We start from the raw sequence: 17,566 nt of genomic DNA on the forward strand, positions 1-17,566 counted from the left end.
CGGATTCGGGGCGCGTCGGCAGGGACGCGGTCAGCCGGGTCCCGGCGGGCAGGAACTGAGTTCGCCGTGCGCGTTGGTGCCCCACGAGGTGGTGTAGCCGTTGGTGCCGTGCGGGCGGGGGTTTCCGACCGGGAGCTTGTGGCGCTCACCGAAGCGGCTTCTGCGCAGCTCGCGCGCAGGCTTCACGCTGGTCGTGGTCATACGGCGTGCTCCGGACATGGGTCGTAGGGACGCCGACCAGTCTTCCCGGCACACCTGTGGCGCGAGTGGCGCCGCGCCCATGTTCGTCGATGGTGGATCATATGTCCAGTTCCGGCCATGTTTCACCGGGGGCAGAAGGTACCAACGGGCACGGGGCGCTCCGGCCAACATAGTGCCTGAACAGGTAACATGCCCGTGGTCGCTGGTTCGGTCGCTGAGGGTGACCGGCGGTTGGTCGAACTGGGGAAACGCGCGTAGAGTGCCGGTCAGGTGTGCCGGGAAGACTGGTCGGCGAAGCGCTGACCCCTACCCGAAACCAGGTGCGTCCATGTCGGAGACCACTCTTCACGGAGCTCGCGTCTACCGTTCCGAACTCGCTGAGCGGACCGTCCGAGGATGGTGCCGCGAGCGGCTCGACGAGTACCCGGACCTGGTCTTCCTCCCGGAGATCACCACGTCGATCGGCCCGACCCGCGCCTTTCGCATACCCGGCGGCCCCGGGACCCCGGTGGTGGTCCTCAGCGGCACCAACTTCAACAGCGCGCTCAGCGCCTCACCCGCCTCCGACATGACGGCGGAGCGGGACGTCTACCTCGTGGACCTGCCCGGGCAACCCGGGCTCAGCTGTGGGGTGCGCCCCCGGGGTCACCGCGCCGAGGCCTACGGCAGATGGTTGGACGAGCTGCTGCCCGAACTGGTGGACCGGCCCGCGGTGGTGCTCGGGCACTCCCTGGGCGCGGCGGTCGCGCTGGCCTCCAGCCCCCGCGAAATGGTCAGGGGTCTGGTGCTGGTGAACCCGGCCGGGCTGACCAGCGCCGCCACCCCGCCCGAGCTGATGCGGGTGACCCTGCCCTGGATGATCGGGCCGCGCGACGACAAGAGCACGCGGCTGCTCAACTTCATGAGCGGCCCCGACTTCCGCCACCCCGTCCACCCCTTCGCCTCGTGGATGACGATGGTCGGCAAGCACTGCCGGACCAGCCTGGCCCCGGGGCCGCTCCCCACGGAGTCGCTGCTGGCCTGGCAGGGGCACAACGTCACGGTGGCCACAGGTTCGGACGACGTTTTCTTCTCACCGGCCCGCCTGCACGGCCCGGCCCGCCGGTTCCTGGACACCGACCTGCACGTGCTGGACAAGGCGGGCCACCTGGCCCCCTACGAGTTCCCCGAGCAGGTCCGCGAACTGGTTCGACAGGCAGCCTGACCTGCGGGTCCGGGGTGGGCCACGCCCGCTCGGGGAAGACTCATCGCATGGGCCAACAGGACGACGTCGTCGCACTGGACGAGATCCGCCGGGGCACGGGCGCGCTCGTGGGAGGCAAGGCCGCCAACCTCGGCGCGATGGCGGCGGCCGGCGAGCGGGTGCCCGCCGGGTTCTGCGTCACGACCGCCGCGTACGCCTCGGGAACGGTGCCCGCCGAGCGGGTCGCCCGGGCCTACGCGGCCCTGGGCGGGGGCAGGGTCGCGGTGCGCTCCAGCGCGACCACCGAGGACCTGCCCGACGCCAGCTTCGCCGGACAACAGGACACCTACCTCGACGTCGAGGGCGCGGACGCCGTCGTGGACGCGGTCCGGCGCTGCTGGGACTCCCTCGACAACGAACGCGCCGTCTCCTACCGGCGGGCCAACGGCATCGACCGGGCGGGCGTGCGCATGGCGGTCGTGGTGCAGCGGATGGTCGACGCCGCCACCGCCGGGGTCATGTTCACCGCCGATCCGCTCACCGGGTCCCGGGCCCGGACCGTGGTCGACGCCGTTCGCGGATCGGGCGCAGCGGTCGTGGACGGCTCGGTCGAACCCGACCACTACGCGGTCGACGACGGACGCGCCCCCGACCTGTCCGAGGGCTGCCTCACCCGGGGGCAGGTCCTCGAACTGGCCGCGACCGGGCGACGCCTCCAGGCGCTCTTCGGATCCCCGCAGGACGTCGAGTGGTCCCACGACCGCGACGGCACCCTGTGGTTGCTCCAGTCCCGGCCCGTCACCGCCCTCTTCCCCCTGCCCCCGCAGGACCTGCCCGACCAGCCCCGCTTCTACATGGAGATCGGGCACATGCAGGGCATGCTCAGACCCTTCACCCCGCTCGGCCTGTCCATGCTCCAGCGGGTGTGGACCCGCTGGTGGTCGGGGAGAGGGTCCGCCACCGACGCCGCCGATCCCGATCCCCTGATGGTCGACGTCGGAAGCCGTCTGTACGTCGACCTGTCCGCCTTCCTGCGCAGCGCTCCGCTCCGTCGGAGACTGCCCGCGGGCATGGAGGTGTACGGACCACGGGTGCGAGCGGCGGTGGAGCACGTGCTCGGCGACCCGCGTTTCGCCCCCCGTCCCGGACTGCCGTTCTCCGCCTCCACGGCCCTGCGGATCGCCGCCGTCGCCCTTCCCTCCCTGGTCGGCGTCGGGTACGCGCTGGCCCGGCCCCGAGCGGCCCGGGCCCGCGCCCAGGCGGCCGTGGCCCGGCTGCGCGCGCTGCGCGGGCCGGGAGCGGAGGCGAGCCCGGCGCGACGGCTGGACTGGGTCACCGGAAGCGCCTTCGACGCCATGCTCGGCCGCGACCTGCGGGAGGTGATCGGTCCGGTCTTCGCCGGGATCGTCACCGCCACGGCTCCGGCGGCCCTGCTCCACGGAGTGGCCACCAAGGAGGAGACCGACACCGTGCTGGGCGGGCTGCCGCACAACGTCACCACGGAGATGGACCTGGACCTGTGGGGGATCGCCGAGCGCGCCCGCGCTCACGGGGACCTGTTCGCCAGCACGCCTTCGGAGGAGCTCGCCGCCCGGTACCTGCGCGGCGAGCTGCCGGACGTCGGAGTGGATGCCTTCCTGGACTCCTACGGACACCGGGCGGCGGGCGAGGTGGACATCGGCGTGCCCCGGTGGAGCGAGGACCCCGCCCCGGTGTTCGGATCGGTCGCCAACTACCTGCGCCTGGAGGACCCGGACCTGGCACCGGACCGCAGGTTCGAGCGGGCCGGTGCCGCCGCCGTGACCAGGCTCCCCCAGCTCCGGTNGAGCTCGGGTCCCGGGCCGTACGCGAACGCCCGGTGCGCGGCGCGGTCGCCGCCTTCCTCATGCGCCGCTCGCGCGAGCTCGGGGGATGCGGGAGTACGCGAAGTTCGCCTGGTTGGTGCCGTTCGCGGAGATGCGCCGCCAACTCCTCCTCGCGGGGGAGGACCTGGTCGCCCAGGGTCTGCTGGCCGGGGCCGACGACGTCTTCTTCCTGCGGGTGCACGAGATCCGCGCCGCCGCGCGCGAAGGCACCGACCAGCGGGGCCTGGTGGCCGAGCGCCGCCGCTTCCACCTGCGAGAACTGCGCAGGCGCTCGGTGCCGGGGACACTGTTGACCGACGGCACCGACGTGGAGGCCGCGCTGCCACCTCCGGCCGTGGCGCGGGGCGGCCTGCCCGGGGCGCCCGCCGCGCCGGGCAGGGCCGAGGGACGGGCTCGCGTCGTCCTCGACCCGGTCGGCGCCCGGATCGAACCCGGCGAGATCCTCGTGGCCCCCACGACCGACCCGGGCTGGACCCCGCTGTTCATGACCGCAGCCGGGCTGGTCTCGGAGACCGGTTCGCCGATCGCGCACGGTCCCACGGTGGCCCGCGAGTACGGGATACCCGCGGTGATCTGCGTACGGGACGCCACCACCAGAATCCGCACCGGTGACCTGCTGCGGGTCGACGGCACCGCCGGGACGGTGGACGTGGTCGACGAGCCCTGACCGGGTCAGGTCCTGTTCGGGTTGGTCGCCTTCCCGTCGAGCCAGAGTTCGGTGGAGGCGTCCCGGTGGCTGCCGGAGGCGCCCACGTGTTTGGCGTCGATGGTCGGCCCCTTCCTGATCACGTGCACCAGGGCCATCGCGTGGCCCCGGCCCAGGCCGTAGTCGGCGGCCAGCCACGCGATGATGGTGCCCGCCTTCACCGAGGGGTCGTCGTACCCCTTCTCCTTGGCGATGTCGACGAGGGCGCGCGGCACCAGCCCGGTCCGGTCCTCGATGGTGTCCAGGTAGGCCTGAAAGGACATGGGATCTCCTCTGGAGGGAAGTCAGGACCCCATGCTCACACCCGGGTGTGACATTCCGGCGGAAGGGCGGCGCCGGCGGAAGGGCGCCGCCCTTCCGCCGGACCGTCGGACCTCGGAGTCCTTCCTGCCGCGCAGGTGACGGTCCTCCACGTCGGAGATCCGGTGAGCGAAGGACACCGCGACGATCGAGAGCACCGCCGTGAAGCTCAGACGAGGGACAGTCGCGGCCGAGGATGGTCTGCTGGCGCAGTTCGTTTGCGCCCTCGTGGGAGGCCGAGTAGGCCAGCACCCGGTTCGCGCCGTCCTCGATGCTCACGATCCCGCCGGTCAGGGGCGCGACGGTCTGGGCGAGGGAGAACAGGTCCCTGTGCCGGTCCTCGGGGTCGAAGGAGTCCAGCGCGGTCTCCGGGCGAGGGCCGCGAACTAGGTGGCGGCCAGGGCGGGATCCACGGAGAGCACGGCGAGGTCGAGGTCGCGCAGCCCGTCGTCCGGGGTTCCGGGCACGGCGACGGCGCCCGCTCCGCCGCGCACGGCCCGCTCGGCGAGGGCGACGGCCTCGGCGCCACCGGTCGGGGCGACGATCAGGGAACCCGGGGGTACCGGGTCGTCGGGGTGGGCCACCACCACGGAGTGCGCCAGGGCGTCCAGCCCCCGGGGCGCCGAGACCAGCCCGTGGACCGGGCCCTCCAACGCCTCCATCAGGGACTTCACGGTCGGTCCTGGTCTGCTCACGATCATCACCTGTCGGGTCCGGGTGGGTTTCGGACCATTGTGCGCCTCCGCCGGACCCGCTCTGACCAGGCTCCGACCCGGGGCCGGTGGGCGCCCTACGCGTCCAGCAGCTGGGTGACCGCGTGCTCCCCGATGGCGCCCAGGAGCGGGTGTTCGGGAGCGCTGGCGCACAGCAGGGTCGAGTACAGGAGCGCCCAGGCGCGGGCCCGGTCCCAGGTGTGGGCGTCGACTCCGCTGAGGTGGTCCAGGTCGGCGCGCAGGCGCGCGCGGTCCCCGGGGCCGAAGGCCAGCCAGGCGACGGCGAGGTCGGAGGCGGGGTCACCGGAGGTGAGGTCGCCGAAGTCCAGGACCGCGACGAGGTCGAGGCGCCCCTCGGCGCGGGTGTGTTCGGCCGAGCCGACCAGGAGGTTGGCGGGGTGCGGGTCGCCGTGCAGCCAGAGCGCCGGACCGTTCCACTCGGGAGTCGGGAGCAGCTCCTCCCACAGGGCGAGCAGCTTCGGGGCGCGCGGGTCGGCACTGGCGGCCAGGCGTTCGCGCGCCCTGGAGTCGCGCTCACGCAGGGGCACGCCGCGGACCGGGTTGTGCGGGGCGTCGCCGGGTGCGGGCACGTGCAGCCGTGACAGGAAGAGAGCGAGGGGTCCGACCAGGTCGGAGCGCTCGCCCACCGGGATCTCGGCGAGGGTGCGGCCCTCGAACCACGGGTTGACCGACCAGTGCCAGGGGTAGCCGTGGCCGGGGCGGCCCACCCGCAGTGGAACCGGGACGGGGACCCCCGCGCGCTCGGCGATCCGGGGCAGCCACCGCTGCTCGTTCACCACGAGCCGGGCCGCCGCCTCCCGCCTGGGCATGCGCGCGCACAGGCTCTCCCCCAAGGTGAACAGGGAGTTGTCCCAGCCGTGGGAGACGGCGGTGACGGGCAGTTCCGCGAGGTCGGGGTGCTGTTCCCGCAGGAGTTCGCGGACGAGGTCGGGGGTGACGGTCACTTCGGCCGGAGGGGTGCTCACCTCCCCAGTATCGGACACGGTTCAGTAGTAGACCGCGAGCGGACCGTTGGGTCCCTCGATGACGGTCACCGGGGTGTCGAACACCTTCGTGAGGACCTCGTCGGTCATGATCCGCTCCGGCGGGCCGAACTCCACGACCGTGCCGTCCTTGACCGCGCAGATGTGGTCCGCGTAGTGGCCCGCGAAGTTGATGTCGTGCAGCACGATCACGATCGTCCGGTCGAGCTCGGCCGCGGCACGGCGCAGGTGCTTCATCATCTGCACCGAATGGCGCATGTCCAGGTTGTTCAGCGGCTCGTCGAGCAGCACGTACTCGGTGTCCTGGCACAGCACCATCGCCACGTAGGCGCGCTGGCGCTGGCCCCCCGACAGCTGGTCGAGGTAACGGTGCTCCAGGTCGGTGAGGTCCAGGAAGTCGATCGAGCGGCTGACGAACTCCTCGTCGGCGGCCGTGAGGCGCCCCCTGGAGTGGGGGAAGCGGCCGAACGCGACGAGCTGGCGCACCGTCAGCCGGGTGACGAAGTGGTTCTCCTGGCGCAGCACCGACACGACCTTGGCCAGGTCCTTGGAGGGCGTCCTCGTCACGTCGTACCCGGCGACCTCGATGGTGCCCGCGTCGAGGCCGAGCAGGCGCCCCACCATGGTCAGCAGGGTCGACTTCCCGGCGCCGTTCGGGCCCACCAGGGCGGTCACGCCGCCCCGGGGGATCTCCAGGTCCACGGGGCCGATCGTGACCTCGCCGCCGTAGTCCTTGCGCACACCTTCGAGGGTGATCACAGTCGGCCCTTTCTGAGGATGACGAACAGGAACACCAGGCCGCCGACGAACTCGATGATGATCGAGACCACCCCGTTGGCGTAGAAGATGTTCCGCATGACGAAGTAGGCGCCACTGAGCACGACGAAGCAGGTCAGCGCGGCGACAGGGAACACGTACCGGTGGTCGTACGTGTCGGCGAACTGGTAGGCCAGGGTCGCGACGAGGAAGCCGAGGAAGGTCATCGGCCCCACGAGGGCGGTGGAGACCGCCATGAGCACCGACACCAGGAAGAGCACCCGCATGGTCTCGCGCCGGTGGTTCAGGCCGAGCCCGGTGCTCGCGTCCCGGCCCAGCGCCACGATGTTCAGGCGTCGCGAACTCAGCACCAGCAGGGTCGCGGCCACCAGGCACAGCGGGATCGCGACCGGCAGGTACGAGGCGTCGGCGTTGGAGACGTTGCCGAACAGCCGCGCGGCCAGCACATCGAACTCGCTGGGGGTGAGCAGGCGCTGCATGAAGGTGGAGACCGACGCCAGGCCGCCGCCGATGATGATGCCGATCAGCAGCATCACCTGGAGGTTGCCGTACCGGCCGGACAGCAGCCAGCCGTACAGCAGCATCGCGAAGCCGACCATCAGCGCGATCTGGAGCACGAACTGCGGCAGGCCCTTGACGGCGAGGACGCCCGCGACGCCGAGGAAGTACACGGCCGAGGTCTGGACCGCGACGTACAGCGCCTCGAACCCCATGATCGACGGGGTGATGATCCGGTTGTTGGTCACGGTCTGGAAGCTCACCGTGGCGATGGCCTGGCAGATCGCCACCACGGCCATGACCACCACGTTGGTGGCGCGCATCTCGGCGATGCGCCAGAACCCGTCCGAGCCGACCGGCATCGGGTTGTCCCAGGCCAGCAGGCCGAAGGTGAAGCCGACGGCGAGGACCACGAGGACGGAGACGATGATCCGGTAGCGGAGGCGGGCGCGCGGTGTGGGCAGGGTCCGGGAGGTGCGCTCCCGGAGAACGGTCGACTCAGCCACGGCGACGCTGCCTCAACAGGAGAAGGATGAACACGAAGGCGCCGACGACCCCGAGGATGAGGGACACGGGCACCTCGAAGGGCATGATGATGGTCCGACCGACCAGGTCGCACACCGTGACGATGCCGATCCCGAGCAGGCACACCCACGGCAGGTTCCCCCGCAGGTCGTCGCCCCGGAACATCGAGACGACGTTGGGGACGATGAGCCCGAGGAACGGCAGGTTCCCCACCACCACGGTCACCACGCCGGTCGCCACCGCGATGAGGGTGGTTCCCAGCAGGATGACCCGGTTGTAGTTCAGGCCGACGTTGGTGGAGATCTCCTCGCCCAGACCGGCGACGGTGAAGCGGTCGGCGACGACGAACACCGCGACGGCCACGACGGCCACGATCCACAAGGGCTCGTACTGACCGCGCAGAACCGACGTGAAACTGCCCGCGAACCACACGCCCAGGTTCTGGAGCATGTCGGTCCGGAGCGCGACGAAGGTCGACACCGAGCTGACGACGGCTCCGAGCATGATGCCCACGATCGGGACGATCAGGGACGAGCGCAGGGTGACGCGGCGCAGGAACAGGAAGAACACCATCGTGCCGACGAACGCCGCCAGCACGGCCCCGGCCATGCGGGTGCCGATGCTCGCGCCCGGCATCAGGATCATCACGGTGAGCAGGCCCAGACCGGCCCACTCGGTGGTGCCGGTGGTGGTCGGCTCCACGAAGCGGTTCTGGGTCAGCAGCTGCATGACCAGACCGGACATGGCCATGGCGGCGCCCGCGAGGACGAGGCCGACGGTGCGCGGGATCCGGGTGATCGCGAACATCTCGCCGCCGTCGTCGGCGCCTCGGACGTCGTACACACCGGTGGCCAGGGACAGCGCGAGGAGGGCGCCCACGACGGCGACGCCGACGAGCAGCTTCCAGTCGAACAGCCGCCCCTTGTTCCGTGCGCGCGACGGGGCCGGGGTCGCGGGAGTCACGCCCGGTCACCCCCGGTGCGACGGTGCCTCACACGGGGGCACGCGCCGACACTCGCGTCGGCGCGTGCCCCGGGGTCGAGCGGGATCAAGCCCTGGCCTCCAGCGCGTCGGCGAACGCGTCGAAGAACTCGGTGTAGGTCTGGATGCCCTCGTTGGTGTAGGTGTCCACGGGCATGTGGATGATCTGCTCGTCCTTGACGGCGGTCACTCCGGAGAGCGCCTCGGAGCTGGAGAGGATGTTCTCGGCGGTCTCGTAACCGGCCTCGTCGGCGGCGACGGCGGCGTCGCGGTCCATCACGAGGATCCAGTCGGGGTTCGAGTCGGCGACGGCCTCGACGGAGATGTCGTCGCCCTGGTGGTCGTCGCTGGCGCCGTCGACCTCGAGGGCCGGGGTGAGGCCGAGGATGTCGAAGGCCGGACCGAGGGTGCGGCCGACGCCGGGCGCCAGGTAGCCGATCTCGCCGCCGGAGGTGGTGACGGCCATGACGGTGTCGTCCTCGTCGTAGGCGTCCTGGACCCGCTCGATGGCGGCGTCGAGGTCGTCGACGAGCTGGGCGGCCTCGTCCTGCTTGTCGAAGACCTCGCCGAGCACGGTGACCTGGCGCCTGAGCTCGGCGTCGAAGGGCTCGTCCTCGCGCGGGTCGAGGTCCAGGACGGCGGCGTCGGGGACCAGCGAGGTGATGTCGTCCTGGTACTGGGTGAACCGCTGGCCGTTGACGACGAGGTCCGGCTCGGCGGCGACGATCGCCTCGAGGTCGGGCTCGTTGTGCGTGCCGATGTCGATGATGGAGTCGTCCCGCGTGTAGCCGATGGTGTCGGGCATGAGCGACACGGCGGCGGCGGACAGCTCCACGTCCCAGTCGGAGAGGGTCTCGAAGGTCCGGTTGTCGAGGGCGACCACGGACGCGGCGGGGGAGTTCACTGTCTGGGTGCCGTTGTTGTCCTCGATCTCGACCGTGGCGCCCCCGGCGGCGGAGGAGTCGTCGGCGTCCTGGGTCCCCGCGGAGCAACCCGCGATGACCAGCGAGGACGCCAGGATGAGCGAGAGTGCCGTGACGGGGCGGCCGGGGGACTTCATGGTGGTTCTCCTCCAGGGTTAGGAATGAAGGAGAGCCTAACCTAACCTCTGTCGGATATGTGTGCGGGTGTCCCCTTTGAGAGTTTGACCTCAGTGTGACGTGCCCTTGACCTGCGGTTTCCTGCGGGGCCACCCCGCGAGGGGGCGGCGCCCTCCATGCTCAGTGCTGCCCGCGCTCCCGCGCCCGCGCCGACTCGGTGTGCGAGCCCGGCTCGCGCTCGGGCAGCGGCACGGCGCCCAGGATCTCCTTGGGCTCGTTGTACTCGGCGTCCGGCATGGACCTCAGGGCGCTCACCATCTCCTCGTCGGCGCCCGCGTCCAGGGCCGCCGCGACCGCCTCGTCCCGGGTCACGGGAAACCCGAGCCCGTCCAGGACCCTCCGGAGTCCGTCGAGACCGCGTTCGACACCCATTGTTCGTCCCCCCGAGACCGCCGCGCCTCCGCCTCGGAGGAGCGGCCACTCCGACCTGCTCGGACACCTGTGGGGCTACCCGGCGGCGCGGGGCCCCAACCGTGGGCCCGGTCGGGCGTCCTCCCCTGAGCTCGGCGGACACCGTCATCGGGGAGGCTCCGGCGGTCCGCTAGCGGCGCGAGGCGGCCCGGAGCAGGCGGAGCTGGCCCACCTCGGACACGTTCTTCATCAGCTCGCTGTTGACCCACGCGGCGGTGTGCGCGTTGGTCTTGCCGTCCGCTCCCTGCCAGGGGAAGGAGGCGGGCCGGTCCAGGTCCATCTCGGACAGCGCCTCGACCCAGTCCAGGCCCATGCCGCGCAGCCAGTCCGCTGCCCCCTCCTCGCCCGGCCACCGGATCTCGGCGCGGTCCTGCGGGGTGCGCCCCAGGGTGTGGTCGAGGGTGACCGTCCACCACCAGCCGATGTGCCAGGTCAGCCAGGCGATGGTGGGTACCGGTACGGGGTCGGGCTCGCTGTCGGCCCAGTCGGGGGTCCACACGCCGCCGGGGCCACGGCGCAGCGTCCAGCAGAGTTCGGCGGGCTCCCAGAGGAAGTCCTCGGGTTCGAGGCGCTCCAGGTGGTACTCGAAGAGCGCCCAGGTCAGGTCGTACTGGTCGCGCAGAAGGTCGCGGCGATAGTCAGGCATGCGCCCAACCTGTCACACCCGTCACCGGGGACACACTCCTTTTCCCCTCGGTGGCGCGCACAGGGCCCGGGAGGACGGTGTCTCCCGTCCTCCCGGGCCCCTCGCGGTCTGACCGCCTGCACCCGGTCAGCTCCGCCCGTGGCGGTCTACAGCAGGAACAGGCTGATCACCCAGATGGTGACGAACGCGGCGACACCCTCGATGGCGGTGGCCAGGGTGAGCGTCCGGTACGCGGTCGCGACCGGGATGCGGCTCAGCTGCGAGACGACCCAGAAGTAGGAGTCGTTGGCGTGCGAGACGACCATCGCGCCGGCACCGATCGCCAGCACCGAGAGGACCATGCCCTCCGTCGAGTCCAGGCCCAGCGAACCGAGCATGGGGGCGAGCATCGCGGAGGTGCTCACGATCGCCACCGTCGAGGAACCCTGCGCGGTCTTGAGCGCCGCCGCGATCAGGAACGGCACCGCGAGGCCGAGACCCAGGTTGCTCAGGTTCTCCGACAGGAACTCGGTCAGCGGGGACGCGGCCAGCACGCCACCGAAGGCGGCACCCGCACCCGTGATGAGCAGGATCGGACCGGCGAGGCGGACCGAGTCGTGGATCTGCTCGTTGAACCGTGCGAGCTTGCCGTGGCCGCGCAGCAGCAGCACGGAGGAGAGCAGGCCGAGGGCGAGCGCGATGACCGGCGTGCCGATGAACGCGATGACCTCGAACAGCGTCCCGTCGCCGATGGGCTGCGACGGCAGCTTCACGACCGAGCCGACGCAGATGAGCACCAGCGGGAGCAGGATCGGGAAGGAGGCCAGGAAGCCGTTGGGCAGGCGGCCGTAGCTCGCGCGCAGCTCCTCGTAGGACTGCCCGGAGATGTCGGTCTCGGTCTCGGCGGGCAGCGGCGTGAACTCCTTGCGGGAGTGCAGGCTCGCGAAGATCAGGCCGGCGATGGCGGCCACGGCGGCGACCGGCAGACCGATGGCGATGATCATGCCGAGGTTGTTGGTGACACCGAGGTTCTCGGCGGCGGCCAGCGGGCCCGGGGTCGGCGGGACCAGGGTGTGCGTGGCGTACAGACCGGTCATCAGCGCGATCGAGGTGGCCAGGGCGGACACCCCGGTACGCACGGTGATGGCCTTGCGCAGCGAGTTCAGGATGACGTACCCGGAGTCACAGAACACCGGGATGGAGACGATGTAGCCGATGAGGGACATCGTCAGGTTCGGGAACCGGGTGCCGAGGATCCTGATCAGGCCCTCGGCCATCGCGATCGCGGCGCCGGAGCGCTCCAGGATCACGCCGATCATCGTGCCGAAGAGGATGACCAGACCGATGTTGCCGAGGGTGCCACCGAACGACTCGGTGATGGTCGGAACGATCTCGGCCAGCGGCAGCTGGTACATGAAGGCACCCAGGACGGCGGCGCCCATGAGTGCGAGGAAGGGGCTGATCTTCCACCGGGCGGTGGCGAGCACGATGCCCACCACGAGCACGATGAGGATGGCGAGGTTGATCACGGAAGTCGTTCCTTAGGGCTGGCCGGCGCCGGGTCGGTCCGGCCTGGATGGTGAGGGAGGATCCGACAGCAGTTGAACGCTGTCCAGGTGATGGCGGAGACGGCCTCGTCCCGCAACTCGTCCAGGGTCCGGGGGCCCTGGGCGATGGAGAACGCCGCCGTGATCCCGGAGCGGCGGAGCTCGTCGGGGCCGACGGACACACTTCCGGCGATCACCACGACGGGCACGTTTTCGGGGGTGAGGCGGCGGACCGCGTCGACGACCTTCCCACCCAGGGACTGGCTGTCGAAGCGGCCCTCGCCGGTGAGCACGAGGTCGGCGCGGGAGAGCAGCTCCTCGGCGCCCAGGACCTCGGCGACCATCCGTGAACCTGGCAGGACCTCGGCCCCGAGCAGGGCCGTGAGCGTGACGGGCATGCCGCCCGCCGCGCCCATGCCGGGCACGTCGCGCAGGTCGGCGCCGGTGCTCTTGTCGAGGACGTCGGCCAGCCGGTCCAGGCCCGCGTCGAGGACGCGCACGTCCTCGGGGTCGGCGCCCTTCTGCGGGCCGAAGACGGCGGCGGCGCCCCGAGGGCCGACCAGCGGGTTGGTGACGTCGCACGCCACCCGCCAGCGGACGGAACGGGCGCGCGGGTCCAGGTGGTCCAGGTCGAGGGAGGCGAGGTCCCCGAGGCGGCCGCCCCCGTCGGGGAGTTCTGAGCCGTCCTCGGCGAGGAAGCGCACTCCGAGCGCGCTGAGCATGCCGGTGCCGCCGTCAGTGGAGGCCGAACCGCCGATGCACAGCAGGATCTCCGCCACGCCCCGGTCCAGGAGCTCGGTGACCAGGCGTCCGACCCCGCGGCTGCTGGCGGTGCGCGCCTGGAGTGGGACGTCGGCGACGCCGGGCAGACCGTTGGCCTCGGCGGCCTCGATGACGCCCGTGGCGCCGTCCGGCGAGATACCGAAGCGGGCCCGGGTGGGGCGGCCGAGGGCGTCGGTGGTGTCCACCGTGAGGGGTTCGGTGCCCCAGGCGCCGAGCAGGGCGTCGAGGGTTCCCTCGCCGCCGTCGGCGAAGGGCAGGGTGTCGACGGACACGGGCAGGCCGCGGTCGGCGTAGGCGTCGCGGGCCCCGTGGGCCATGGCCTCGGCGACCTCGACGGCGGAGGCGCTCCCCTTGAAGGAGTCGGGGATCACCACGACCCGGACGGTGGGGGGCGCGTCAACGCTCTCGTCATGCGCATGCAACTCGGTGGACATGAGCGAGATCATAGAATTCGGTTCGGTGCATTACGACGGTGTAGCGCCCAGTCTTCCTGCGGCTTTATCCCGGAACTATGGGCGAAACGCCCAGTGCCGCCTCCGCGTACAGGCACATGTGCACTGTGGTGAGGTCCTCCGGCCTCCGGACGTCGAGGCCGGTCGCCTCCCGGACCCGGTCCACGCGCTGGAGCAGTGTGTTCCGGTGCACGAAGACGGAGTCGGCGGCCTCGCGCATGGACACGGACGAGGCCATCGCGGCGACGGTCCGGCGCTGCGCCGCGCTGATGGGCGCCGTCCGGGCGGTCATGCGGGTGAGGGTCCGCCGGGACAGGTGGGCCACGGACACGGCGATCTCCCGCGACCACGGGCCGGGGCGTTCGATGCTGGGGATCAGTCCCGCGTACCGGCACAGCGCGCGCGACTCCTCGGCGTGTGCCATCAGCGTGTCCACGTCGTCGGTGGGCGGTGTGCGCGTGTGGCGGCTGTCCGTGGGCAGCCCCAGGGAGTCGGCGGCCGGGAGTCGGCCGGTGCCGATGATCCAGAGCGCCCCGTGCAGGACGGCCGCCCTGCGTCCGCTGTTGGCGTTCACCTTGGCGGCGGCGGCCTCCGCCAGCTGCGGGGGAGCGACCCCGCCACCCGGCCGCGGCGAGGCGGACGCCCACAGGGCCAGCGACCACGGCGCCGGGAGCCCGGAGGCGGTCAGTCGCGCCCGGGCGTCGTCCGAGCGCGTCGTGCCCGAGCTCAGCGCCGCCACGAGGTCGCGGCCCTCGGTGTGCCGCCTGCTCACCGCGTCCTGCTCGTACTCCTGGGCGATGAGCAGCTGGACGGTGAGCGCGACCACCCGGGCCAGGTCCTCGACCTCCCGGGGGTTGCCGGTGACCCCGACGACCCCGCGCAGCTCGCCGTCGATCACCAGCGGTTCGTTGGCGCCGGGGCGGTCGGAGGTCCCCGGCTCGGGGACCGTCACCAGCACGCTGCGCCGCTCGGCGATGACCCGCTGGGCCCCGTGGTGGAGACTGCCGACCCGTGAGGGGTCCATACACGCGATGATCGTGCCGTGCTCGTCCATCACGTTGATGTTGTGGCTGATGGTCGGTGCGATGAGGTCGACCACCCGTTGCGCGAGTTCGCTGCTCAGCGGCGCCCGCCGACGGTCTTCGGTCATGCCTGCCACCCTAACGGCGCGGGTCCCGAACGGCCCCGACCGGACCGGCCCCACCGCGTGCGGGACGTCCCCCCGGCCGGGAGAGAGCAGGTGTCCCGTGCCCGCAGAACCCCTGTCCCCGCGACTGTCCCGCTGGGTGCGCTGGGCGCGTCCGCCCTGGGAATCGTCGGGTTCGTGGCGGGCGCCGTCGCGGTGTTCGTCAGCGACAACGGGCTGGGGACGGTGGCCCTGCTGGTCGTCGGCGCGGTGCTCATGCTCTTCCCCTTCTTCGAACACCGGATCCGGGGAGGGAGGCCTTCGACGGCGCGTCGAGCGCGTTCGAGCAGAACCACAGCATGGGCGTCATGACCGAGATGGCTTCCGACCCCACCCCGGAGGAGCGCGAGGAGGTCAGGCGGCTGGTGCTGTGGCACCGGGCCGAGACCTTCGGCCCCTCGTCCCAGCGGTGGGCGGTGTCCGAGCGGCTCCTCGCCGCCCTCACCGACTCCGCCGACTCCGCCGACACCGCCGACACCGCCGTCGTCAGGGGGAGCTGACCGGCCGAGGAGGGACCTCCTCGGACCTGATTCGCGAAGTCGTGCGGGGTTCCCGGTGAGAGTGGGCATGATGCCGACATGGATCGAGTCCTGCCCCCGACATGGCGTCCCTCCAGCGAAGCCGAACTCGAGGCGGCCCTGAACGAGGGCGCGTTCACCGAGACCCCCAAACGCGAGGCCAAACAGCAGCTGCGCGGTTCCAAGGACCAGGCCAAGGACATGGCGTCCTTCGCGATCGACGGCGGGCTGATCGTGGTCGGCGTGCGGGAGGTCAAGGCCGAGGGACGGTTCGAGCTGGCCCCGGTCGAGTGGGTCGACCAGATCCTGGAGACCCCGGCCCGGATCGCCGCCTCCTCCTGCGACCCGCCGCTCCAGGTGTCGGTGGAGTGGCTGGGGGGGGGGGGGGCCNGAGTGGCTGGAGAGCGAGCTGCCCGGCCACGGGTACCTGCTCATCGAGGTACCCGCCTCCCCGCTCGCCCCGCACATGGCGGGCGGCGCGTACTACGGGCGCGGCGACCGGGAGAAGCGGCGCCTGCCCGACACCGAGGTGGAACGGCTCATCCGGGCCAGGGACACCTCGCTGGACGTGGTGCGCACCGCGCTGCGCGAACAGGTGGAGAAGGACCCGTTCCCGGAGGGCGCGTTGGCGCACCTGCACGTGGTCGCGCTGCCCTCACGGCGCATCCCCGGCATGTTCAAGGCCTGGACCGCCGCCGAGGACGCCCGGCCGCTGCTGTTCGACCTGGTGCGCGACGGGGTCTCGCGGCGGACCCGGGAGCGGGCCGGTACGGCCGCGCGGGTGTCACCGGTCTTCGGGGAGCTCGTCTCGGGCTTTCGCACCGCGGGCGGCGTGGGGATCGCGAGCCAGCTGTCCACGTCGTCGGTGGTGGTGCTGGAGGAACGGGACCTGCGCTTCGTCGTCCGTGAACGCGGCGAGGTGTCCCTGTACTGCGGGCGGGCGGCGGACCGGCTGGAGGGCCGGTACCTGTTCTTCGACGGCACCCTGGCCTTCCGGGTCCGGGCCTTCCTGGACCTGGTCGCGAGCCTGTCCGAGGACGCCGGATACGGGGGCAGCTGGGACGTGGGAGTGGCGGTCACCAACACCCACGGGGTGTCCTCGTGGAACGGGGAGCGCGGCTCCTCACCGGGCTCGGAGTACGACGCCGAGCGCTACGAGCAGGTCACCCGGGTGCCGCAGTTGGAACTGGAGAAGCCCGGCAGCGCCACCGACCGGCTGGTCGGGGAGCTGCTCCGCTCCCTGGGCAACGCCTCGGCGCACACGGACCTCCTCACCGACCCGGAGTGAGCCCGGGGCGGACCGGGGCCGCGCCGTGTCACCTCCCACCCATGACATTCGTGGCGTCAACTCATGACACTCCGTCACTGTCGGTCATCCGGAAAACGGTGAATCCTGAGTGTGGACGAGCTGGTCGGGACCGAACCCCCGGGGCCCACGCCCCCCGGTAACCGGCCTTCCGGACACCAACGAGAGGAACCACATGGCACCGCTCGCCACCGACCCCACCGTCGAGACCACCTCCGGCACCGCCGGGGCGAACACCCCCACCGAACCGCCCGTCGACATCAAGCAGGAGATGCTGAACGGGATCGGCGGCCCGATTGGGATGCTGTACTCCGTCCTGCCGGTCGTGGTCTTCGCGCTGGCTGTCCCCTTCGTCTCCCTGACGGCCGCGATCGGGGGCGCGGTCGCCGTCGCCGTGGCGCTGGCCGTGTTCCGGATGTGGCGCGGCGAGAAGCTGATGGCCGCGCTGGGCGGGGTCTTCGGCATCGCCGCGGCCGGGGGTGTGGCCGCCGCGACCGGATCGGCCAACGACTTCTTCCTGATCGGCATCTGGGCGTCCCTGGCCGGGGCGGTCGTCCTGTTCGTCTCGCTGGTCCTCCGCCGACCGCTGACCGGGGTCATCTGGAACGCCGTCCACGGGGGCGCCAACGCCTGGCGCGAGGACCGGCCCACGCTGCTCGTGCACGACCTCGCCACCCTCGGGCTGACGCTCATGTTCGCCGGCCGGTTCGCCGTGCGGCAGTGGCTCTACGTCGCCGACTCCACGACCGGGCTCGCGATCGCCGACACGGTGACGGGCTTCCCGCTGACGGCGCTGGCCGCCGTCGCGGTCGTGTGGGCGTTCCGCCGCTCCACCCGGCGGATGCGCCCCGCCACCGACGACGCCGGGGCACGGGCCTGACCGGA

Annotated in this window: 19 protein-coding genes and 1 pseudogene; 7 read left to right on the plus strand and 13 right to left on the minus strand. The window is 71.7% G+C overall.

The window, feature by feature from the left end; translation table 11 throughout:
* Nucleotides 1-30 precede the first annotated feature (30 nt).
* A complete protein-coding gene (locus tag D452_RS30805; protein ID WP_017542711.1) occupies nt 31-201 on the minus strand; it encodes a hypothetical protein in 171 nt (56 codons plus the stop codon).
* Nucleotides 202-529: 328 nt separating this feature from the next.
* Here D452_RS30805 and D452_RS0103210 point away from each other — a divergent pair, with 328 nt between their 5' ends.
* The 3 genes and pseudogenes from D452_RS0103210 (at nt 530) to D452_RS31215 (ending at nt 3,916) form a co-directional block, all read left to right on the plus strand.
* A complete protein-coding gene (locus tag D452_RS0103210) occupies nt 530-1,405 on the plus strand; it encodes an alpha/beta fold hydrolase (RefSeq protein WP_017542712.1) in 876 nt (291 codons plus the stop codon).
* A 137-nt stretch (nt 1,406-1,542) separates the two neighbouring features.
* Nucleotides 1,543-2,130 (plus strand): annotated as a pseudogene (locus D452_RS31210) (PEP/pyruvate-binding domain-containing protein); the annotation flags it as partial.
* 1,603 nt (nt 2,131-3,733) lie between these two features.
* Nucleotides 3,734-3,916 carry a PEP-utilizing enzyme gene (locus tag D452_RS31215; protein ID WP_239646314.1) on the plus strand — a complete coding sequence of 61 codons (183 nt, stop codon included), beginning with the start codon at nt 3,734-3,736 and terminating at the stop codon, nt 3,914-3,916.
* 5 nt (nt 3,917-3,921) lie between these two features.
* Here D452_RS31215 and D452_RS0103220 read toward each other — a convergent pair whose 3' ends face one another.
* The 12 genes from D452_RS0103220 to D452_RS0103280 all read right to left on the minus strand — a co-directional run bounded on the left by D452_RS0103220 (nt 3,922) and on the right by D452_RS0103280 (nt 14,821).
* Entirely contained in the window at nt 3,922-4,218 is a 297-nt protein-coding gene (locus D452_RS0103220; RefSeq protein ID WP_017542713.1) for a DUF4287 domain-containing protein, read from the minus strand.
* A gap of 423 nt (nt 4,219-4,641) precedes the next feature.
* Nucleotides 4,642-4,950 carry a hypothetical protein gene (locus D452_RS0103230; RefSeq protein WP_152498515.1) on the minus strand — a complete coding sequence of 103 codons (309 nt, stop codon included), beginning with the start codon at nt 4,948-4,950 and terminating at the stop codon, nt 4,642-4,644.
* A gap of 95 nt (nt 4,951-5,045) precedes the next feature.
* The gene (locus D452_RS0103235) at nt 5,046-5,954 is read right to left on the minus strand and encodes an aminoglycoside phosphotransferase family protein (RefSeq protein WP_040693033.1); all 909 of its coding nucleotides are present in this window, start codon (nt 5,952-5,954) and stop codon (nt 5,046-5,048) included.
* Between the two features lie 21 nt (nt 5,955-5,975).
* Entirely contained in the window at nt 5,976-6,731 is a 756-nt protein-coding gene (locus D452_RS0103240) for an iron ABC transporter ATP-binding protein (RefSeq protein ID WP_017542717.1), read from the minus strand.
* Nucleotides 6,728-7,753 (minus strand): iron chelate uptake ABC transporter family permease subunit, encoded by a 1,026-nt coding sequence (locus tag D452_RS0103245; protein ID WP_017542718.1) that lies wholly within the window; start codon nt 7,751-7,753, stop codon nt 6,728-6,730. Before D452_RS0103245 ends, D452_RS0103240 begins: the two co-directional genes overlap by 4 nt.
* The gene (locus D452_RS0103250) at nt 7,746-8,735 is read right to left on the minus strand and encodes an ABC transporter permease (RefSeq protein ID WP_017542719.1); all 990 of its coding nucleotides are present in this window, start codon (nt 8,733-8,735) and stop codon (nt 7,746-7,748) included. The genes D452_RS0103245 and D452_RS0103250 overlap by 8 nt, the downstream gene beginning before the upstream one ends.
* An 85-nt stretch (nt 8,736-8,820) precedes the next feature.
* Nucleotides 8,821-9,813, minus strand: a complete 993-nt coding sequence (locus D452_RS0103255) for a siderophore ABC transporter substrate-binding protein (RefSeq protein ID WP_017542720.1) — start codon at nt 9,811-9,813, stop codon at nt 8,821-8,823.
* A 160-nt stretch (nt 9,814-9,973) separates the two neighbouring features.
* Nucleotides 9,974-10,225, minus strand: coding sequence for a DUF2795 domain-containing protein (locus D452_RS0103260; protein ID WP_017542721.1), 252 nt, complete (start codon nt 10,223-10,225; stop codon nt 9,974-9,976).
* 169 nt (nt 10,226-10,394) lie between these two features.
* Entirely contained in the window at nt 10,395-10,910 is a 516-nt protein-coding gene (locus D452_RS0103265; RefSeq protein ID WP_017542722.1) for a DinB family protein, read from the minus strand.
* A gap of 146 nt (nt 10,911-11,056) precedes the next feature.
* Nucleotides 11,057-12,418 carry a GntP family permease gene (locus D452_RS0103270; RefSeq protein ID WP_017542723.1) on the minus strand — a complete coding sequence of 454 codons (1,362 nt, stop codon included), beginning with the start codon at nt 12,416-12,418 and terminating at the stop codon, nt 11,057-11,059.
* The gene (locus tag D452_RS0103275) at nt 12,415-13,665 is read right to left on the minus strand and encodes a glycerate kinase (protein WP_017542724.1); all 1,251 of its coding nucleotides are present in this window, start codon (nt 13,663-13,665) and stop codon (nt 12,415-12,417) included. The genes D452_RS0103270 and D452_RS0103275 overlap by 4 nt, the downstream gene beginning before the upstream one ends.
* A 52-nt stretch (nt 13,666-13,717) precedes the next feature.
* Nucleotides 13,718-14,821 (minus strand): CdaR family transcriptional regulator, encoded by a 1,104-nt coding sequence (locus D452_RS0103280; RefSeq protein WP_017542725.1) that lies wholly within the window; start codon nt 14,819-14,821, stop codon nt 13,718-13,720.
* A gap of 90 nt (nt 14,822-14,911) precedes the next feature.
* Between D452_RS0103280 and D452_RS0103285 the strand changes: the two genes are divergently transcribed.
* The 4 genes from D452_RS0103285 (at nt 14,912) to D452_RS0103300 (ending at nt 17,561) form a co-directional block, all read left to right on the plus strand.
* Nucleotides 14,912-15,169, plus strand: coding sequence for a hypothetical protein (locus D452_RS0103285; RefSeq protein ID WP_040693036.1), 258 nt, complete (start codon nt 14,912-14,914; stop codon nt 15,167-15,169).
* Nucleotides 15,166-15,357 (plus strand): hypothetical protein, encoded by a 192-nt coding sequence (locus D452_RS0103290; protein WP_152498516.1) that lies wholly within the window; start codon nt 15,166-15,168, stop codon nt 15,355-15,357. Before D452_RS0103285 ends, D452_RS0103290 begins: the two co-directional genes overlap by 4 nt.
* 484 nt (nt 15,358-15,841) lie before the next feature.
* A complete protein-coding gene (locus D452_RS27625) occupies nt 15,842-16,663 on the plus strand; it encodes a hypothetical protein (RefSeq protein ID WP_017542728.1) in 822 nt (273 codons plus the stop codon).
* Between the two features lie 193 nt (nt 16,664-16,856).
* Nucleotides 16,857-17,561 (plus strand): DUF3159 domain-containing protein, encoded by a 705-nt coding sequence (locus D452_RS0103300; RefSeq protein WP_017542729.1) that lies wholly within the window; start codon nt 16,857-16,859, stop codon nt 17,559-17,561.
* Nucleotides 17,562-17,566 lie beyond the last annotated feature (5 nt).

It is taken from the genome of Nocardiopsis prasina DSM 43845, from assembly GCF_000341265.1.
GTDB classification, from domain to species: domain Bacteria; phylum Actinomycetota; class Actinomycetes; order Streptosporangiales; family Streptosporangiaceae; genus Nocardiopsis; species Nocardiopsis prasina.

What these genes read in the sequence shown, in the direction of transcription:
- D452_RS30805 (WP_017542711.1), bottom strand. Translation starts at nt 201, where the DNA reads ATGACCACGACCAGCGTGAAGCCTGCGCGCGAGCTGCGCAGAAGCCGC.
- D452_RS0103210 (WP_017542712.1), top strand. Translation starts at nt 530, where the DNA reads ATGTCGGAGACCACTCTTCACGGAGCTCGCGTCTACCGTTCCGAACTC.
- D452_RS31215 (WP_239646314.1), top strand. Translation starts at nt 3,734, where the DNA reads ATGACCGCAGCCGGGCTGGTCTCGGAGACCGGTTCGCCGATCGCGCAC.
- D452_RS0103220 (WP_017542713.1), bottom strand. Translation starts at nt 4,218, where the DNA reads ATGTCCTTTCAGGCCTACCTGGACACCATCGAGGACCGGACCGGGCTG.
- D452_RS0103255 (WP_017542720.1), bottom strand. Translation starts at nt 9,813, where the DNA reads ATGAAGTCCCCCGGCCGCCCCGTCACGGCACTCTCGCTCATCCTGGCG.
- D452_RS0103260 (WP_017542721.1), bottom strand. Translation starts at nt 10,225, where the DNA reads ATGGGTGTCGAACGCGGTCTCGACGGACTCCGGAGGGTCCTGGACGGG.
- D452_RS0103265 (WP_017542722.1), bottom strand. Translation starts at nt 10,910, where the DNA reads ATGCCTGACTATCGCCGCGACCTTCTGCGCGACCAGTACGACCTGACC.
- D452_RS0103275 (WP_017542724.1), bottom strand. Translation starts at nt 13,665, where the DNA reads ATGATCTCGCTCATGTCCACCGAGTTGCATGCGCATGACGAGAGCGTT.
- D452_RS0103280 (WP_017542725.1), bottom strand. Translation starts at nt 14,821, where the DNA reads ATGACCGAAGACCGTCGGCGGGCGCCGCTGAGCAGCGAACTCGCGCAA.
- D452_RS0103290 (WP_152498516.1), top strand. Translation starts at nt 15,166, where the DNA reads ATGACCGAGATGGCTTCCGACCCCACCCCGGAGGAGCGCGAGGAGGTC.
- D452_RS27625 (WP_017542728.1), top strand. Translation starts at nt 15,842, where the DNA reads ATGGCGGGCGGCGCGTACTACGGGCGCGGCGACCGGGAGAAGCGGCGC.
- D452_RS0103300 (WP_017542729.1), top strand. Translation starts at nt 16,857, where the DNA reads ATGGCACCGCTCGCCACCGACCCCACCGTCGAGACCACCTCCGGCACC.